Raw genomic sequence first — 19,742 nt, 5'->3', positions numbered from 1 at the left:
AAGCGGGTAGTAGATTCTTTTGGCGGAACTAGAACCTACCGGAAGAAAATGAAGATGAGGTACTTTTGAGCAAGATACAGTGGTATCTGAAGATTTTGGGTTTCTAATTGACTATGGGATTGTCATTCAACCATTTACTTGGTACTAGGTATTAATATAAAGAAAGACCTTGAGGATTGCAGCCCTCAAGATCATTCAAGAAAATATTTCATCGATTTTATTTCGGTCATAATCCAATATCCAATGATTATACTGCTCATAAACAATCCTTAGAGTCTCCTTGTTTTCCGCTACAATATCCAAGCCTCTATCGTCATAAAGATGAAAAATTGTTTTGTTCGTGTCATTTATTAAATATATGTCACCATCTACACTAGGTTCTAAACCAAGTGTTCGATTGGCAATCGCCTCTATCAGACTATCAATCTTCAAATCTTGGGATTTCACATTTATACAATATCTAATAGTTACTATATCATCAGTTTCGTCGGAATCTTTATATCGGTACTCCTGTTCTTGTTTAAATACATGTCCAAAATCTATCTTACTAATATAATTATTGAATTCTTTAAAGACATCATTCTCAATGGCATTAATTGACTCATTACTCCATTTATCTACGAATAGTACAAAGTAAACATCGTCATCATAACTATTTAATGCGTCAAATAAAGCAACCGCTCTCTGTTTCACCTGCTCTACTCTTTTTCCAGGCGTATCTGTCCCTCCCCCCATTTCAAACCTAATAGCAATTGAAGCATTATAAAACAAAGGTTTCTTTAAATAAATTCCTTCAAAGTATCGCAACAAAAAATCATTTAAATTTTGATTATGTTCCATTCAATCATCCCCATCATGTAGCCGTAAAGGGAAATCTATGTTCCCTTTACGGCGTTTTTTTAACTATATTTATTTTAGCTTTATGACTGTACCTGTTGTACTCTTGTGTTTCCCTGTTATGAAATTTCCATATTCATCTGCATCAGTAATCCAATGAAGTGAATTTCCTTTCTTTTCAAATACCTTATACGCTGAACCGCCGTGTCCAGTTGTGTCTTTCGCCCACCAATAACCTTTCTTTGTGTTATCTTGGTAAGCTGTAATTGTATCTCCGTGGAATTTGTAAGTGACTTTTCCTTTTGCATTCATTTTTATATCCCATTTTGTTGTTTTATTCGGGATATCGCAAGCGTTATGAGTCCACACACCCAAATTTGATACAAAATAAGTATGAAAATCTTTGACCTTAAAATTGTATACAGTGTCATGTCCCTTTTTAACTTCAATCTTCTCAATGGCTAATTCCTTACCATCCGAAGTTGTCAGAACATCTCCCACCTCGAGGTCTTTAGACTTGACCCAACCTTTGCCGACAATCCAAAACGGATGCTCATCAGTTGTCGTTATGACTTCTCCACCAACAGTAATATTATACGTTTCTTCCACATCACGTTGGTAGAGCCATTCGACTTCCTTATAAGCCATCTCACCTGTCTCATCGTCTTTGGCTAGAACCTTGTCACCTACCTCGACTTCCTCGATAGGTTTCTCCCCTTCGTCTGTTTGAACCTTAGTCCCCGCCGTAAAGCAATTACAAGGGAGTGCCTTGGCTGATTTTAGATTTTTTTCTGTCAATTCAACAGAACGTTCAACATATCTTCCCTCCTTACTCGTCAGCTGTATGATCAATTTTCCACCTTTAACAAACTTACCAACAGGTATAAATCCTGCTAGAGCAAGTGTTTTGTCATATGCGGACGATTTGGGATCAAGTATCGTGTTTATATCATCTACAATCAAGAAATTGGCTACAGCCGTGGATGCCTGAATAGTTCCTGCTTTAAACTCATTCCAGCATGTCCCCATGCCTACTCTTTGATAATGAATAATCGTCTTCTGGTTAGTATAAAATATTCCGCCTTTAGTCGTAGGCATAAGTTCATGCCCGCTAGGGTCTACATATCCGAGTGGATTATTGGCCACATACGCATACCAGTTCAAACTCTGCGGATCACTAATCTCGCCCTGATACGTATCCTCGCCCATAAAACGGGCTGTGCCTGGATCGTACCAGCGAGCCCGCAGGTACTGGAGCCCCGTCGTATCATCCCAATACTCGCCAGCATAACGCAGCACGTTCGGAACGGTCTCTTTGACCGTCTCCGGGCCGCCCCAGATATCGTAACTATAGCTATTCAGTTCCTTGCCCGAACTATCACTTAGGACCACCACATCACCGTGACCGTTGAGCTGATAATATTGTAGCTGTCCGCTTGCCTTGTCTTGTCTGGCCCACAGTTGACCGGACAAGTCATACAACACGTAAGCGTATGTAATCTTCACTGCCCTACCTTCGAAGCTTCGGTTTCCTTTTGAAACGTAGTTGTAAGTCTTATCCTTTGTACCTGCAGATTCAGTAACCAGCCCGTGTAGCACAGTATCGAGAATATTTAGCTATTTATTATTAGTTCAGAACTAATAATAAATAAAGACCACAATACGAAACTATCTCGTATTGTGGTTAAATAATTCAAATTCTACTTCAATACTTGTGCAGTTCCAGCTTTTACATCAATTAAAAAAACTCTCGGATCCATGCCATACATACCGTTGTTATACTCATCCAATGTAGACAACTCGTATTGATTTGGTACTTTTGTTGGTTTTAAAATACCCCAAGCCCAATTATCTCCATCACCACCTGAGTAGCCACTATTTTCCTTTCTAATTGAAATAGGGATATTCTTTTCTTCTCCTGTTGAAATATTTTTCAAGTGCAATTGTTCTCTACTATTCCTCTGGAAAGGATTAATTAAATCTATACGGTATTCATATTTTTGATCTGAAGTTAACCGTACAGGATCACTATCAACGTTATCATACAACCATCCACGTGTAGGAGTCCCGTCAACCAAATAATAAGAACAAAATAATAAAGATCCCATCAATATTGCTGATACTAAATATTTCACACCATTAAATGGTGGCCATCCTTGCCATATATATGTTAATGATATTAATACAATAATAATAGACGGGACTCCAAATATGACTAATGTAGCAGTTGCCAAGATATCATGTCCACGTTGAAAGCCCCCTGTTGAGCCTAAAATAAACCATATGAACGCCGCTATATTAATAACAATAGGAATCATCCATATGATTTTAAACCAAATGGGCATTTTCATTTTCTTCCCTCCAGTCTCACTGAAATGTTTACTCACATTTCAAAAACTGATACTTCACTATTTCGAATACTAACTTTATCCTAAAATACATAATAAACCAATTATTTCTAGTGATTAGTACCTACTCTGATTCTTTTTATAACTTTCATATCTGGCTTTAGAAAAGTTGTGCCACAGCACTCGTGGTTTTACGTATTTATCCAAAATATTGGGATTATTGTGCATTACAGAATGAGCTTCAATTGGATGTTTAAAATAATATGGGGATAATTTAACTTCAACATTCTCAGCACCAGGGTATTTGCGTTTTGCTTCTCCTAAACCCCAAAACCCTCCGTTAACTTGAATAATATCATTATGGTTGTATACATTGATATGTTGACCGACCTTCGTTTTCAGTCTATATTCCCTTACTGGTGTTGCAATAGTGATAAGAGTATCTACATGTACCCCACGTTTAGCCAACATATTAGTTGCCATGATGGAAACATTACCTCCGTGACTATGCCCCATGATTCGTATCGGTTCTGTTGGATGAGCTTTGTGATAATTATAAATTTGATTCGCTACAATTTCTGCACCTTCAACTCGGGCTCCATCATTATTCTTACCGCTCCATCGCGGAGTATCAGTCGGTTCATTAAAAAGCTCATTTTTAATATACGTTTTACTATTATCCCATGTACTTGGATCAACAAAAGTACCGTGAACTAGCCAAACTTTATGCCCACTTGGATCAATATACTTTAACGGATTATTATTTGCATACGTATACCAGTTCAAGCTTTGCGGATCGCTGATCTCGCCCTGGTACGTATCCTCGCCCATAAAACGGGCTGTGCCCGGATCATACCAGCGAGCCCGCAAGTACTGGAGTCCAGCCGTGTCATCCCAATACTCGCCAGCATAACGCAGCACGTTCGGAACGTTCTCTTTGACCTTCTCCGGGCCGCCCCAGATATCGTAGCTGTAGCTATTCAGTTCCTTGCCCGAACTATCACTTAGTCCTACCACATCACCGTGGCCATTCAACTGATAGTATTGCAACTGTCCGCTTGCCTTGTCCTGTCTAGCCCACAGTTGACCGGATAAGTCATATACGTAAGCGTACGTGATCTTCGCTGTTCCACCTTGGACCTCGGCTTCCGCAATCAGCTTCGCTTCTTCGTCATAGTAATACCGAGTCGTTTTTCCGCCCTCTGTACGCTCGTACAGTAGACCGTCTCCGTTATAGCTGTACCCGACCTCTTTGCCTTCACCGCTCACCTTTGTCAGACGGCTGACAGAATCATACGTATATTCAGCGTTCTTCATACCGAACACTTTGCCACTGCCTTCGGCGCTTCGGTTTCCATTCGGATCGTAGCCATAGGTCTTATTCTTCTCACTTGCGGTTGCGCTGGCAATTCGGTTTGACGGGTCATATCCAAACTGGTCTGTTGTTCCGTTTTGTGTACGTCCGATGATGTTTTTATTCCCATCCCGTTCATACCCAAATTGATGTAGCGACGTACCACCGTGCTCCACCGTAACCCCGGATAAATCCAGTCCGTTGTAGCTGAATCGCGTACTCAGCCCTCTGCTCGAAGACTGGCTTTTCAGCAAACCATTAGGAGCATAATCGAACGTCATTCGATCCAATGATCCGCCCCCAGCAGCACTCGCTTCTCCCAAGCTCTGTACATTTGCCGCACCTGTCCCAGCGCTAATGTCCATTTGGGTAACTCGGCCCACACTGTCCAGCTTGGATTGAACGTGCATAGACGTGCCAGCAGCATCTGTTAGCACATAGCCTGTACGAGACTGCTTGTTGTATTCATAGCTGATGTGCGTACCATCAGGGTACTTCAGCCCAGTCAACGACCCATCTGATGGATCATAGGCATAGGTGGTCGTTCCCTGACCATCTGTCATGCTGGTTCGGCGTCCCGCAAGGTCATAGGTATAATTGGTTTTAAAATCCGGTCCCGCCGCTTCGGTAACCAGCCCGTACGAGTTATATTGAAAGGTAATCGCTTGCGATTTTCCTGTCAGCATACGAGTGATGGTTCCATCCGTATCATAAATATTGAGCGTTGTTCCTCCGCTTGATTTTTCCAGTAACATACGTCTGCCCAGCTCATCATAGGAATACATATTCTTTTGCCCATCAGGATACTGAACGGTCTTCAAATTTCCGGCCAGATCATACATATAGCTGGTCTTTTGTCCAGATGGATCTGTGACGGAGGTCATTTGTCCCAGTGCATCGTAATCATAGGTCATACGTTGGCCGTTACCGTCTGTACGGCTAGTAACCATATCCGCATAATTATAAGCTAACGATTCCAGCGGCTGAAATGATCCATTTTTAGCCTCTTGTGTAGAGGTCACACGACCTAAAGCATCCGATACTTCACGTATACGGTAGCCAGAGGCATCCGTCTGAGTAACGGTACGATCCACCGCGTTATACGCCACTGTATCTGTTGTTCCATCCGCATAGGTCGTCTTCACAGGTCGTCCAAAGGCATCATAGGCATAGCGAGTGGTTGCTTGTTCGGCATCCGTGCTTTCTACCAAATCCCCATGATCATCATAACTATAACCATAGATTGCATCACCCACTTGCTGCTGGAGCATCTGTCCGAACGGATTATACAATCTTTCGGCGCTGACACCATCGGGTCCGGTAACAGTGACATCATTCGTATCATCCTTGTACACCACGACAGTTTGAGTTCCATTTGGATAAGTAACCTTCGTTACACGTCCCAAAGCGTCATATACATAGGACTCTGTTTTGCGCTTGGCATCTGTTTGGGACTTGATTTCTCCAGTCGGATAATAATCATACGTGTACTCAACACCTTTAGGCAAAAGCTGCCTTGTTGGGAGCTGTGAACCATATGGCGATTTATAATCAATAGAAACATCTGTATAGTTTCTGTCATCAATAAGAACTTTCTGACCACTTACATTCCCTTTTGCATTGTAAAAAGTATAGGTATGTGATAAAAGCTTCCCTTGCTCTGTACCTTCATAGTTTTTCAGTTCATACAATGTACCCTCTGCTTTATAAGTTCGAACTGTCGTTCCAGTTTTTCCTTCACTTATTTTAGTAACCGTCTGGGTAGGTTGAATCCAGAAAAAAGGCTCACTAGAGGTTTTATACGTATGAACAGTCTCCAATCCAGTACTTTGGGATACTTTTAGTGGAAGACCATATTCATTGTAGTCATAGGAGGTGGTTACAGGTTCTGACGAAGAACCTCCCTCCGTATACGACTCTTGCATTTGCACAGGCAAATTCCAGTCCATGGCAACATTATACTTGTAATCTATATGATAGCCGGTAGAATCACCCTCTTGATCATAGCTGTTTAGAACAAGCTTGTCCGGTGCGTTATCTCCTCTAAAGACTTTACCAAAATGGAAGGTTTCCGCTGTACGTGTCCCTTTGGCAACTACCGTCCATTCAGCGTTTTTCCCATAGTTGGCTAGATCTTCTCCGGAATAGGTGAAATCAATTTTATTTAAAAAACGATTGCCTGCGGTTGTACTGTACATATCAGCGCGTGAAACCACCTTAAACACGCCTTGTGTACCGTATACACCTATCTGCTTGTTAAATGCTTCATAACGAATGTCTGTGATCGATGAAGTAGGTCGTACAATTCGTGTAAGCAACGCCGATGCATTTTGCTGTAGGGCTCCAGTCTTTCCTTCACCATCTACGACCACATTAAAAGGAGCGTCCATGAATGTATACGCATAGCTTGTGCTTCTGGAAAGAGAATCCAACACTTCTGACAGCACCTTGCTGCTTCCCTCGCCACTTTGGCGATAGGTGTACTGATGGTCCGTGCCCTGCTCTTTAACAACAATTTGCCCGGCATTGTAAGTGAAGTCAAGCTCTTTGCCATCACTGTTTCGAATCGATCGAATAAGCTTTACTCCACCAGAACTTGTATAATCAAACTCCACCCGATTCTTATACGCATCCTGGATTAAAATCAAATAACCGTCCTGATCGATATAATAGTCATTTCCATTCAACACTGCTATTTTGTATGCACTGCTTACTCCCTGCACACTTGCGCTTTGATCTGCACTGATCTTCAGATCTTTGTATGCATATCCTTCTAGCTGCAAATCATCTCTCAGTTCATAGGAGCCTGTTCCCGGAATATACAAATACCGTTTACCATCCTGTTTCTGCATATGAGGAAGATCCCATTTCCAGCCTCTCCCCAGACCAGAAGCTGCTTCTTCCTCGCGGATCGCACTTGTGTTTGTATACAACCCTTCATTTTGCTGCACACCAAGCTGGTTACTTGCCAATGAACTGTTATACACACGAGTAAGTGCAAAGGGCAATGACCCCGGCAGTACCAAATCCGTATTTTGAACAACGAGCTGTCCTGAAGCGGTGGACACACTGTTGTCACCATAATCCATTCCATAACGCGACGTATCATCACTCAACCTGCTTTGTGCAATCGCCACCTGATCAAAAGGAGCATAGACATCTGTTGTAGCAGATACCTGCAATAAACTTTGTTTAAGTAAATCCTGCCCGATCAGTCCATTTTCTCCTAGAGTCGGAGCATATACGGAATCATTTACTCGGGGTATAGATGGGATATCCATCTCAGTCGTGTTTGGAGCCGGCTCTTTACCCTCTTCCTTATCTAGTGGATGTTGAGTTGCCTTTTCATCCTGGGTAGCCTGAGCGGGCTTTTCACCCTCCTTCAGCGCAGCCGACTCATCGGAAGGCTCCACCTTTGCATTTATGCCCAATGTCAGTTCATTCTGCTGTACCCACAAGCTTGGACTTTGTTCTGGTAATGAATTTTCTCCACCATCTTTTTGCCATGCTTTATAAATATCATATAAGGTATAGCCTTTGGATAACTGTGCATTGACCCAAGCCTGATCCTTACCTGTTTGCTGTGCAAGCCATGCTCTGGTAATAATCTGCGGAGTAGAAGACGAAGAAGATTGAGAAGCTGCTGCCTCTCCGTGTCCTTCTTCTCCATATGCCCATGTGCTCCATGGACCCAGCAACATCAGCACACATAGTAGACTACAAATATAACGTTTAAACACTCGCTCACCCCTATTAATAATGCCTATACATCTAATGATCTGTTATATTTTTTCGAAGCCAAGACATCCTTTTAATCTGTAAAAGGAAATACCTTTTTTGTCCGTTTAATGACGTTTCCGTTTAAATCATAATCCAATTGAATTTGATCACCGGTGAATAAAATAACTTTATTCAGTCGGTTTCCTTTGCCGTATTCGTATGAAGTATCTTTGCCAAGCGCCATATGGGCTGCCTTAATTACAGTTTGTAATGCACCGCTATTAATTTCTGACAGCTTCACATAAACCGTTTGACCTGCCTTCATCTCATACTCTAAGACCGTGTAATCCCAACCATATATTTGTGCTTGCTCAGTTGAGGAGACAAGCTGACTACTAAAATCAGGGTCCGTAAACAAGGCTAGAATTGGCTGCTGCGCAGCAAAGTTGGATTTCTCCTTCACCGCAAAACGGTAAATCCCGTCTTCTTTGGGTGTAAACCGATATTTCCCTTGTTGGCCTACCGTAAAGTCAGCTTCCTTATCTATAAGCTCAATTAGCTCGTCCAGCTTGCTGTCATCGTTATTTTTTACAGCAAACACACGATAAGGCGCTCCAAAGTTAACAGCAGGAGTAGTTGCAGCTACGGAAAGATGAATATTTGCGTTAGCTGGCACTTGCTGTTGAGTATCTGTCGCCTCTTTATGTTCTCTAATCACTTTTCCAGCACGATCTGCAACAGTGAACTGATATGTTCCACCCGTTGCTTTCGCATTCGTCAAAACAGGTGCTTCCTGGCTCCCGCGATTGATCCATACTTCCTGCTTGCCGCCAGACAAAGACGTTTTTAATAATGCTGGTTCTGTGCTTGGATCTGCTTTAATGTCATTGTTGAAATGAATGGTTACAGCTTGCGGCGAAGTGACGGTTACAACAAGCGTACCTCCTGCTCCAAGTGAGATTTCAGGTAGAGAAGCATCCATACCTGCCCTATCCACCTTGGAATTCACACCGCTACCTTCTCCATACATGGCATAGTCATAGAGACGGCTTTCGTTTGAAGCATCTGTGGTTAATGAGGAAGCCTGTGAGCCAACATTATGGAATACATAGCTTTCTCCCTGCTTGATGGTAACCTGATTGCCTGTTGGCACCTCGGCATCCTCAACGTCGAATATTCCTAACACAGCTCCATAAGTCACGGGTACATCCGAGACCGTCGTTACAATGGCATAACCTCCAGCCTGTACCAACGGCAATTGAGTCGTATCACTGGCCTGACTGTATACCGTCCCGTCTGCCTTGTAATTCATGTAATTCCACTTCATACCGCTGACTGAAATGACGTCTAGGGCCTTGTCCAAAGTGCTTACATTTATAAATTTCCGGCTTTCACCGCGTTTTAGTGTAATTCGATGGAAGGCAGCCTGCCCGCTAAGCAAAGCCTCCACCTTATTGCTATAGGTAAAGGTAATTGGCCGATCGGATACATTGGTGACAATGGCTTTACCGCCAGCGACAATCTCTGGGTCCACTGTATTGTTGAAATGATCTGATGTCAGTAATCGAAGTACTTTATAACTTGCAGCATCAAAGTGTGCATTGCCACTGCTTTTGTCATGCCGCAATGAATTCGATTGACTATCATGATTACGAAACTCATACGAATCTCCCGGCTCCAGCGTCGTTTGCCCGATACCATTATCATCTTCGCTGGCCTTAAAGCTCCGATAGATACCCCCAAACGTGATTGGCGTGTCACTGGTTACCGTCACACTAGCCTTTTTACCTGCACCAACCAAAAAGGTTGAGTTCCCGGTATTGCGCCTGGATTGCTCTGTATCATCTGCTTTATACAGGACCACATCAAATTTTCCTTTAACAGTTTTGGCTGTGCTGTGCAGATTCCTCAAATGATCACTAATATTGGTAAAAGCATAACTTTCACCTTTCGAAAGTGTTACCCGCAAGAAAGCAGGATGGCTACTCGTTTCCCAGGAAAAATCATCTGTATAATCAAAGATAATAGGATTCGGACCGATCACAGTCACAATGGCATATCCCGAAGGCGGGATCATGGGACCAGACTGGCTGTTAAAACCAGAGGAATTTACCGTTCCATCCGGCTTGTAAATAGCATAGTCGAACAAGCTTCCTACCTTTTTGGAGTTATTGTAGATCGGATTCATCAGCGTACCATTGTTGTGGAAAACGTAGCTCTTGCCTACCTCAAGCTCCACACGGCTGATTGCATCTCCACCCACTGGACGGGCAATAAAATTGCGATATGGAGCCCCATATGTCACCGGGTTTGCAGTGACCTGGGTAATTACCGCGTATCTGTCCACAGCAATCTGCGGCTTCGCCGTAGTGCCACTGCCGCGGGAGGCCTCTGTTCCGTTTGCCAAATAAACAACATAGTCAAGTTTGTCTTTAGATGTACCGTCACTTTCCACCGTATCCAATCGGGTTCCCACATTGATAAATTGGTAGCTTTCCCCCTGATTTAGGGTAACCCGCGCATAAGCCGGCTCGCCGGTGCTTTCTATACTGTATTTGCCGTATGGAAATCCGAAGGTCACCGCATTGGTAGTGGAACCTGTAATAATCAGTTCCTCGCCATCACCCAAAGTGGGATGAGCAATACTATTAAGGGCGGAAGCGGATAAAGTTCCGTCTGCCTTGTATTTTGCATAATCAAAACGACGATTGTCTGCATTTGACCCATCATGCTGAATGGAACGGGCTGTCCATCCTTCATTCACAATCCGGTAGCTTTCATTCTTAGAGACCGTAACTCGCTCTAGTGCCGGGTCCTCTGATGTACTGTAGGTGAAGACGTCCGTTACTTTTACGGTTAATGCTGCTGTTCCTGTATTCGTAATAAAAGCTGTGCCTCCTCCAGGAACACCAATGGGGCTAATGCCGTAGTCCATATGGACAGTACTGATGTCTCCATCCTCTTTGTAACTTACACTATCATACAGAATGCCTTTAGATTGAGAAGCGTTACTGTATATAGATTTGCTAACTGTATCTGTATTCTGAAATTCATAACTTTCCCCAGGATCAATAATGATCGACGTATACTCCACTACTGCCAAACTCATCATAAGTGCGTCATAAACACTGTTTGTCGCAGAAGTGGGCGGTTTGAAAGAAACCGTTCCATCAGAAAGCTGTTCCTCCTGTACCAAACCTGCATGGTCTTGTTGTATCCCGCCCGTTGCATCTTGTTTTTCTGCCCTTGCTACAACAGGCAGACACAGCAAGGTGTTAATCGCTAAAATCGCCGTCAGAAACCATACCACTACCTTTTTACAAATCATCTAGCTGTATAACCTCCTTTTTTCTCGTCAAAAAAATCCATGTCGGGCTGCAAGGACCCACTTTTATCTCTGTACATCCTTACAATTGTAAGAGAAGAACATATTACCTCCATTTCCATTAATAATACTACAATTTAATATATCGACACCTTAAACTTCCATTTTTATAGGCCAAATGGACCTTATTTTCCATAAACCGGTTAAGCCCATGGGATTAAAAGAAAATCAGGAGAGGAGCCACTTGCAAACCCCCCTTCGGGTATAGTAGTATGTGTTTAAAAAAATCGGAGGGTATATGCCTAAACAACAAGATAAACATTCCATTCAGGCGTGGTCTCTGATCAATCGCAAATATTTGGGAAAAGGCGTGCGTGTCAAACGTTTTCGTAAACCAACACGCTGTCAGGTGCGCAATCGCGTTTTGCTTGCCGTTTTGATGGCTAATGACATTAAACTGTCCCAACTTGCCGAGGAGCTTTCCATTTCCTCCCGTAGTGTCAGTGCGTGGGTATATGAAGGTCGCATTCCCGGCAACACTAATCTGGAAAAGACGTGTAATACACTTGGTTATCCGCACCATATCCTATTTAATGAAGAGGTTGTCCGGCGTTCACCACTCATCTGTCAACCAGCGCCGTCCCGTTTTATGAAACGGACTGTGACTCGTTCTCCGGTTAAAAATCGGATTTTGGCGGGTCTATGCATGGTACATGATATTTCGGTGACCGATGTGAGTCATTGGATTGGAGTTCACCCCGGTACATTTCGGAAATGGTTGCATCAGGGTACCGTTCCTTCGCAAACTTTCCAGGATCAGGCGGAACAGTTTTTCCGTATTCCAAAATCCATTTTGTTTGCTGATGCCATGCTGAAAAAGTAAAAATGTCCGTAAAAGAGAAATGATTGTAATTTTCATGAAAGTCTTTGAAAGGAACGCATTACCATCTTTCATTCGCTGAGACTTTCACATCATGTAATTTCACAGAATATAAAATGCAAAAAGCACAGTCTACCGATTCCTCGGTGTACTGTGCTTTTTAGATAACAGAGCATTTAAATATTTCTTGCTTATATTTTATCAGTATCTTAAGAATGAATGCTTACCGCTTCAGTTGAACGTCCCGCTTCTTCCTTAATGGACTTTAGCTTTTTCATCACAGGGTTGCTCCACGTCCAAAGTAGTCATGAAGACGGCAGTATTCCTCGTACAGCTTATCATACACGGCCGCGTTCTCAGGGATCGGTTTGAAGCTCTCGTCCCGTACACGTGCCATATGACGCGCTGCTTCGATGATATCATTGTATCCTCCAGTTTCAGCTCCCGCAGCCACTGCTGCGAACATGGCCGCACCCAGCGCAGGAGTTTGGGTGGAAGCTGCAACCTTAAATAAATTCCCGTCCGGTTACGTCAGCAACGTATACCCGACAATAAGCCCTGTCAGGTTAGTGTCGACCAACAGAGAACGGTTACAGACCGATTGCATTGACCCTTTATTCTTGGTTCTGCTTTCATTATATAGTTGTACGTACAACTTAGCTAACCTTTTTATGTTTTTTCGATAGATTTATGTACTTATTTTCAGAAAAGATATAACAATAACAGTCTATTTCTGCAATCCAGAAAACAGACTGTTCGGTATGGCGAGAACCATGCCCATCAAATATGAAGCGTTACAGCTGTATACTTACTAACCTGTCCTTACATGTTAAGTAATAAAAGTGACTGATCTCCCAGCCTAGTGTTCTCCAGGCATGACCTGGACAGGCCCTGTAGATTCACGAACGATGAGCTCAGGCGGTAGAATTAACTGACGATCTTCTTCATGGTACCCCTTCTCTTCAATCATCGACAGCATGGTATCGGCAGCACGTAACCCCAATTCTTCCTTTGGATGCCGAATTGTCGTTAGCTTGATTTCTGTTGCTGTCGCCAAAAACGAATCATCAAACCCAACCAGCGATAGATCATTGGGTATATTCAGACCCGCCGAACGTACAATATCCAGGAGTCGAACAGCCAACTCATCATTATAGGTCATCCATCCAGTAGGACGCTCCCCCGCCTCCATCGCCAGCAGCCTCGACGCACGTTGTAGCGGAATCTCATTTTTTTCTTCTGTCCGGTAAGTCGTTACTGCGTTCGGGTGTAATGTCACTCCGTATTTGCGGTGAGCGGCAACAAATCCCTTCATACGAAGAATCCCCTGCATATCATCGGTTTTGAAAAATCCGGCCAAGCGTCGATGTCCCAGCTTAATCAGATGCTCGGCCGCCAAAAAACCACCCTTTTCATCATCTACTCGCAGACATGGCGCATCCATTTCTTCATAACGCGCATTGATCATCAAATAAGGGATTTGGCGATTTTCCACGGTTAAATAATAGTTCAGATTGGGGTTACGCTCTCCACTTTTGGTCGGTTCAATAATAATTCCGCTCAGCGGTTGACTTAACAGCATTTCCAGGCACTGACTTTCTTGCTCAGGGTCATTACCTGTACTTGACAGCAGCATCTTGTAGCCCTGGCGACTCAATTTGGATTCAATTCCCTGTACAATGGATGGGAAAATATAATCCGAAATATAGGTTGTAATGACTCCAATAATCTTTGGATCTTCGGGCTGTTTACTGTCACGTGTCGCAACAAAGGTTCCCTTGCCCTGCATCCGAAACAGCCAGCCTTCCTGCACCAGCTCACCCAGCGCCTGACGCACCGTTTGCCGACTAACGGCAAAACGTTCAGACATTTCATGCTCAGATGGAAGCTGACTTTGCGGCTCAAGTCTGGATGAATGAATCCAGGACAAAATTTCCTGTTTAACTTGTATATATTTTGGCGCCATAATTTCCTCCGTACTCGCAATATCGTGTACCTGTTTATATTCCACGATTATAGCATACCGTTCATTTGTACATACAAATGTCACAGGAGCAGGATATCCTCGTATTGCTGCCGGAGGTGTAAACCCATTCGCTTATCCCTTCCTTGCCACACAAGATTGGCTGAATATCTAAGGACAATTTACGTAGATGTTGCACATTACGAACGAAGCAATTGATGTTCGTTCATATACTTGAGCCCAGTATAGCGATCACGCAAGGTATGAGCCGTGCGCAATGCACGAGCGAGCTGTTCCTCCGTAACTCCTAGCTCGGCAATGGTAGATGGGCCTCCGACCTGAGCCAGCCATGCACGCATCTGCTCCGACGTAGGCAAAGCCTGATACACCTTAAAAGCCTCTACATCTTGACTGGATGCTAAATCCCTGTACAGGTCAGACAGCAATGCGGATGCTACGCCTACTTTAGCACCATGCAAAACTTGCTTGCGTCCCTCTGCAATAAAATCCATTTCAATTCGATGGGAAATATGGTGCTCTCCCCCTGACGCTGGACGGGAATGATCTATCATCAGCATCGAAATACCGGATGCAATCAGCGCATTCATCAATACCTCGACACCAGCCTTGCTGCCTGCTGCAATCTCATCGACATGCTCTACACAGGCACGCAAAGCCTCCTCGGTAATGCGATTAGCCACAGGCGAATACGGCTCGTTTCCCAAATCTCTGGAAACATGCCAGTCCGCTAGTGAGGTGAACTTACCAAGCATATCGCCAAAACCTGCGGCAGTCATCGTCTGTGGCGCATTTGCCAGCACGGACAAATCAGCAAAGATCGCCTCTGGCGGAACTGCTTGGAATGTCTGCTTGCTACCGTCCACAATCAGTGGTGCGCCTGCGGAGGTAAAACCATCCACCGAAGCAGCCGTCGGTACTGACAAGAAGGGACGATTCATTTTATAACATACGAAGCGAACCAGATCATGAATCGTGCCAGAACCTACAGCAAGTACAGCCTGACTCTTATCCGCCACACCCAGCAGCACCTTCATAATGTAGGTTTCATCAGCGATGACATCCCCTACAGCATTCGGAGGTAAACGGACTACATCAACTGTCAAACCTGCCTCACGGATCAGCTCAGCCACTCTTTTTCCTGCCGCAACCGAAGTATGCTCATCTTCTACCAGAGTTACATGACGATAATCCTGTTGGTTCAAATAAGGAACAACAGCCTCCAATGCTCCATCTCGTACCTCGATAAACAATTCAACCTTTCGGTGAGGATGATCAGCGTTACTAGCCTGCGCCTCTTCGTTCCACAGCTTGATCTGTTCATTCATATTCATTTCATCAGCCTCCTGAAAAAGGAATAATTTGCACAAGAATGATACATAATGATTAATAGACTCCGTTTGAAAACGATTACTATTTAATTGTACGCACAAGTGTGTGTCTAAGTCCAGAGAAAAAGTACAAGTTACTTTTTAATTTATACATTTGAAAGGAACATGTTTATGAAATTTGGAACGGATATTGCCTGCGCACTTGGGTTACTGGCAGGTACAACGTTTGGCAGTGGTATTGCATTTTTGTTCGGCTGGCAAGCTTACCGGGCCCTGACTTCTGTTGCAATCTTTGGCATTGCGGGGATTATCATTACCATTGCCGTTTTTCGCTTGCTGCACCGTAAGTCGCTTTCCACGTCTAATTCTCGATAAATGCTGTTAGTGAAACGAGTGCAACTTGTATTTTGCTAGAATATAAAAAAACGGCCTCTTAAGCCAATTGCATCGCTTGAGAGTACCCGTTTTTATTTTACACATATTCACTTATGAAGTCGTGTCTACCTCTGGGTTAACATCTAATTCATAATCAATTTCATCAAACCCGAATCCAAATAATTGGAGGAAATCCAGACGGTATTGTTCGAGATCGCCCAATTCAGATACATTTTCTGTAGTGATTTCAGACCAAGCTACTTTGACAGCCTGCTGCACATCGTCTCTCATTTCCCAGTTATCCAGACGGATGCGTCCTTCTTCATCCGTTTCCACAGTGGACCCACTGTATAGCGTCTCGAACAGACGTTGTGCCTGCTCAATACATCCCTCGTGCAGTCCCTTTTCCTTCATGACCTTAAACAGCAAAGAAATATACAATGGTACGACTGGAATAGCCGAACTGGATTGTGTAACCAAAGCTTTATTCACAGAAACGTAGGCTTTTCCATGATAACGTTCCAGTTGCTTTGTTAGAGTATGTGCTGTAGCTTCCAAATCATTTTTAGCTTGGCCAATGGTTCCTTTACGATAGATAGCCTCCGTAATTTCGGGACCAATATACGAGTAAGCCAGTGTGGTTACCCCTTCAGCCAGCAGATCAGCTTCTTCCAACGCTTTTAGCCACAAGGACCAATCTTCGCCACCCATTACCGTAATGGTGTTCTCAATTTCCTCCTGCGTAGCCGGTTCCAGCGTAATTTCTGATACGACACCTGTATTCGTATTCACTGTTTTATTAGAAAAAGACTGTCCGATAGGCTTGAGAACGGAATTAAAGGTTTCACCCGTATCGGGATGTGTCCGTCGCGGTGAAGCGACACTATACACAATCAGGTCTACCTTGCCCAGCTTTTCCTTTACCAGCTTCAATGTCTCCTGCTTAATTTCATGAGAAAAAGCATCTCCATTAATGCTTTCTGCTATGTAGCCAGCTGCTCTGGCCGCTCTTTCAAAGGCTACTGTATTATACCAGCCTGCTGAAGCCGTGCGCCCCTCTGATGCGGGACGTTCATAGGATACCCCTACGGTATCCGCTCCCAGCCCAAAGCTCGCAGCAATACGAGAAGCCAGCCCATATCCAGTAGATGCTCCGATCACAAGTACCTTTTTAGCTCCTTGTATTGATGTACTGTCTTTGATGTAGTTGATCTGACGATTAACATGAGCCGCACATCCTGCAGGATGTGCAGTCGTACATATGAAACCACGAATTTTCGGTTTAATAATCATTGTAAATGGTCCCCCTACTTTGGCATTCATTTAATATGGATGGAATGGTTGTCCAGTCATTACTATATAGCAAATCAGCTTGTGGCTCAACATATAACATAGTCTTGAAGGTAACCGTTCATATACTACGACAACAGACATCCCCGAACTACCGACTCTATGAAAAAAAAGAAAATCGCCGTAAACATCATAGTCTACAGCGCTCTTTCACTCCACTATTCATTTTGGCTCACTTTCTAGCAACATTACATCTTCTCCTTGCTGTTGTCTTTTTTTGATATTCGCTCTTCCCCAGGTACACATTAAATCAATTATTTCATTTGCTGTTATACCATATTCCGTTATATAATACTCCACTTTTGGAGGCATCTGATTATACACATGTCTGCCAATGATGCCATCCTTCTCAAGTTCACGGAGCTGCTGTATAAGAACCTTTTGAGAAACGCCTGGAATACTGCGCTGTAATTCACTCGTCCTTTTTTTACCAGACATTAATAAACATATGATTAATGATTTCCATTTACCTCCGATGATCTCAAGTGTTGCTTCTATGCCTAAATTATATTGTTTCATAGTACCACCTTTTCAACGCTAAAAATAACAAAGTTTATCTAATCTATAATTGTATATCATCACTCTAAGTCCAATGCACACTTTCAAGTAACTATCTTACTTTATTGTGTGTATTTACTTTTTTTGAAGCATACAGAATAATAATAGAGATCTACAAAGGCAAATATGTTACGTAAGAAAGGTGATTTATGATGAAGACTCTCGTGATTTTAGCACATCCGAATATTGAAGATTCCAGAGTAAATCAAAGATGGAAACAAGAATCACTTCAGTATACCAATGAAATTACAATTCATGAGATTTATAAAGAGTATCCAAACTGGAGCATTGATGTTTTGAGAGAGCAAAAGTTACTTGAAACACATAGTAATATCATATTTCAATTCCCTTTATATTGGTATAGTTACCCACCTTTATTAAAAAAGTGGTTTGATGATGTTTTTACTCACGGATGGGCTTATGGTTCACAAGGTGATAAGTTAAAAGGAAAGAAGCTAGGGATAGCCATGTCCATCGGCGATAAAAAAGAAAATTACTTACCTACTGGTTCCGTTTCTTTCACTGTTGATGAAGTTATAGCACCTTTTAAAGCAAGCGCAGTCCATGTTGGCGCCATAACATTACCCTATTTCGCTGTCTTTGGAGCCTCGTTTCAAGCAAGCGACGAAGACATTAATCAGAGTGCAAAGGATTATATTAAATATATATTTCAGTATAAATAAAATAGTTATAATAGTACACGCATCTTAACCATATAAAAACAGGCTCTTGGTGGCATCCAGCCAATCCAAGAACCTGTAAATGTTAGGCAATGATGCGGTCGAGAGGACTCGAACCTCCACGGGGGGTTAGCCCACACGGACCTGAACCGTGCGCGTCTGCCAATTCCGCCACGACCGCATATTATGTATTCACACCGATGTTTTTCAATCACGGTAATTTAGATTATATCTTCCATAGAACATAAAATCAAGCTATTTTTATCTTATATTTTCTATGAATCATTCCCGTCAATATAAGAAAATCACTGGATATCACAAACCAGATATGGTAAAATGGGTTCATCAGGAAAGGAGGTGCGTCAACATCAATAATCACATGTTGAACGTATCCCTTACCCGGTCCGTTATTCTCTAATTTACAGAGTTAACGGAGGCGCGGGATACGGATCAAAGCTTTAATTAAGCGCCACGGGTAAAAAGACCGTCCTCGGACGGTCTTTTTTATTTCAACATCATCTATAAGATTACATACTGTACTGTGAAGAGGTGACACGATGTCGATTAGACCCGCAAATGTGGAAGAGCTCAACGAGTTGGCAGCCATCTGGCTAGATGCTTCCATAGAAGCCCATCATTTTATTGCTCCGCAATATTGGACATCTCAAGTTACCGAGATGGAAAACAGGTACCTTCCTCTCGCTCAAAACTACGTTATCATACAAGATGATCATAGCATTGGCGGCTTCGTTTCCATGTTGGATGAATACTTGGCGGCTCTGTTTATACGTGTTGATTCTCAAAGGAAAGGCTATGGCAAGCTGCTATTAGATTGGGTGAAGAAGCAGCATGACGAAATTCAATTAAAGGTGTATCAGTCAAACACGAAAGCATTTAACTTTTATACTAAAAATGGATTTACCGTTCAAGCAGAATCTGTGGATGCCGAAACTGACGAGAAAGAATTTGTAATGGTATGGACAAAACATGAACGATAATGAAG

13 protein-coding genes, 1 tRNA gene and 1 pseudogene are annotated in these 19,742 nt (G+C 43.0%); 4 read left to right on the top strand and 11 right to left on the bottom strand.

Annotated elements, in window-relative coordinates; genetic code table 11:
• Positions 1–195 precede the first annotated feature (195 nt).
• The 5 genes from NSS94_RS09125 to NSS94_RS09105 form a co-directional block, all read right to left on the bottom strand.
• Complete coding sequence (locus tag NSS94_RS09125) at positions 196–840, bottom strand: DUF3885 domain-containing protein (protein WP_069011064.1); 645 nt, start codon at positions 838–840, stop codon at positions 196–198.
• A 69-nt stretch (positions 841–909) separates the two neighbouring features.
• A complete protein-coding gene (locus NSS94_RS09120; RefSeq protein ID WP_069011063.1) occupies positions 910–2,343 on the bottom strand; it encodes a polymorphic toxin-type HINT domain-containing protein in 1,434 nt (477 codons plus the stop codon).
• Positions 2,344–2,537: 194 nt separating this feature from the next.
• Entirely contained in the window at positions 2,538–3,188 is a 651-nt protein-coding gene (locus NSS94_RS09115) for a hypothetical protein (protein ID WP_069011062.1), read from the bottom strand.
• A 114-nt stretch (positions 3,189–3,302) separates the two neighbouring features.
• A complete protein-coding gene (locus NSS94_RS09110; protein WP_341039190.1) occupies positions 3,303–8,279 on the bottom strand; it encodes an RHS repeat-associated core domain-containing protein in 4,977 nt (1,658 codons plus the stop codon).
• Positions 8,280–8,350: 71 nt separating this feature from the next.
• The gene (locus NSS94_RS09105; RefSeq protein WP_341039189.1) at positions 8,351–11,587 is read right to left on the bottom strand and encodes a hypothetical protein; all 3,237 of its coding nucleotides are present in this window, start codon (positions 11,585–11,587) and stop codon (positions 8,351–8,353) included.
• Between the two features lie 295 nt (positions 11,588–11,882).
• Between NSS94_RS09105 and NSS94_RS09100 the strand changes: the two genes are divergently transcribed.
• A complete protein-coding gene (locus NSS94_RS09100; RefSeq protein WP_007429779.1) occupies positions 11,883–12,467 on the top strand; it encodes a helix-turn-helix domain-containing protein in 585 nt (194 codons plus the stop codon).
• 206 nt (positions 12,468–12,673) lie between these two features.
• On the opposite strand, the pseudogene NSS94_RS09095 reads toward NSS94_RS09100, so the two are convergent.
• The 3 genes and pseudogenes from NSS94_RS09095 to NSS94_RS09085 all read right to left on the bottom strand — a co-directional run.
• Positions 12,674–13,056, bottom strand: a pseudogene (locus tag NSS94_RS09095) (ribulokinase); the annotation flags it as partial.
• Positions 13,057–13,323: 267 nt separating this feature from the next.
• Positions 13,324–14,430, bottom strand: coding sequence for a GntR family transcriptional regulator (locus NSS94_RS09090; RefSeq protein ID WP_039270176.1), 1,107 nt, complete (start codon positions 14,428–14,430; stop codon positions 13,324–13,326).
• A gap of 197 nt (positions 14,431–14,627) precedes the next feature.
• Entirely contained in the window at positions 14,628–15,779 is a 1,152-nt protein-coding gene (locus NSS94_RS09085; protein WP_341039188.1) for a sn-glycerol-1-phosphate dehydrogenase, read from the bottom strand.
• Positions 15,780–15,947: 168 nt separating this feature from the next.
• On the opposite strand from NSS94_RS09085, the gene NSS94_RS09080 reads away from it, so the two are divergent.
• Positions 15,948–16,151, top strand: coding sequence for a hypothetical protein (locus NSS94_RS09080; RefSeq protein WP_069011059.1), 204 nt, complete (start codon positions 15,948–15,950; stop codon positions 16,149–16,151).
• A 111-nt stretch (positions 16,152–16,262) separates the two neighbouring features.
• On the opposite strand, the gene fabV is transcribed toward NSS94_RS09080, so the two are convergent.
• On the bottom strand, positions 16,263–17,444 hold the full coding sequence (gene fabV / locus NSS94_RS09075; RefSeq protein WP_069011058.1) for an enoyl-ACP reductase FabV: 1,182 nt from the start codon (positions 17,442–17,444) through the stop codon (positions 16,263–16,265).
• A 219-nt stretch (positions 17,445–17,663) separates the two neighbouring features.
• On the bottom strand, positions 17,664–18,020 hold the full coding sequence (locus NSS94_RS09070) for a winged helix-turn-helix transcriptional regulator (protein WP_341039187.1): 357 nt from the start codon (positions 18,018–18,020) through the stop codon (positions 17,664–17,666).
• Between the two features lie 191 nt (positions 18,021–18,211).
• Between NSS94_RS09070 and NSS94_RS09065 the strand changes: the two genes are divergently transcribed.
• Positions 18,212–18,742: an NAD(P)H-dependent oxidoreductase gene (locus NSS94_RS09065; RefSeq protein WP_341039186.1), complete on the top strand. Its 531-nt coding sequence runs from the start codon at positions 18,212–18,214 to the stop codon at positions 18,740–18,742.
• A 93-nt stretch (positions 18,743–18,835) separates the two neighbouring features.
• Here NSS94_RS09065 and NSS94_RS09060 read toward each other — a convergent pair.
• Positions 18,836–18,920, bottom strand: a tRNA-Leu gene (locus NSS94_RS09060).
• A 376-nt stretch (positions 18,921–19,296) separates the two neighbouring features.
• Between NSS94_RS09060 and NSS94_RS09055 the strand changes: the two genes are divergently transcribed.
• The gene (locus NSS94_RS09055) at positions 19,297–19,737 is read left to right on the top strand and encodes an N-acetyltransferase (protein WP_341039185.1); all 441 of its coding nucleotides are present in this window, start codon (positions 19,297–19,299) and stop codon (positions 19,735–19,737) included.
• Positions 19,738–19,742: the final 5 nt, after the last annotated feature.

It is taken from the genome of Paenibacillus sp. FSL L8-0644 (genome assembly GCF_038008165.1).
Classification (GTDB): Bacteria; Bacillota; Bacilli; order Paenibacillales; family Paenibacillaceae; genus Paenibacillus; species Paenibacillus polymyxa_D.
This window is presented reverse-complemented; position numbering and strand designations above follow the sequence as displayed.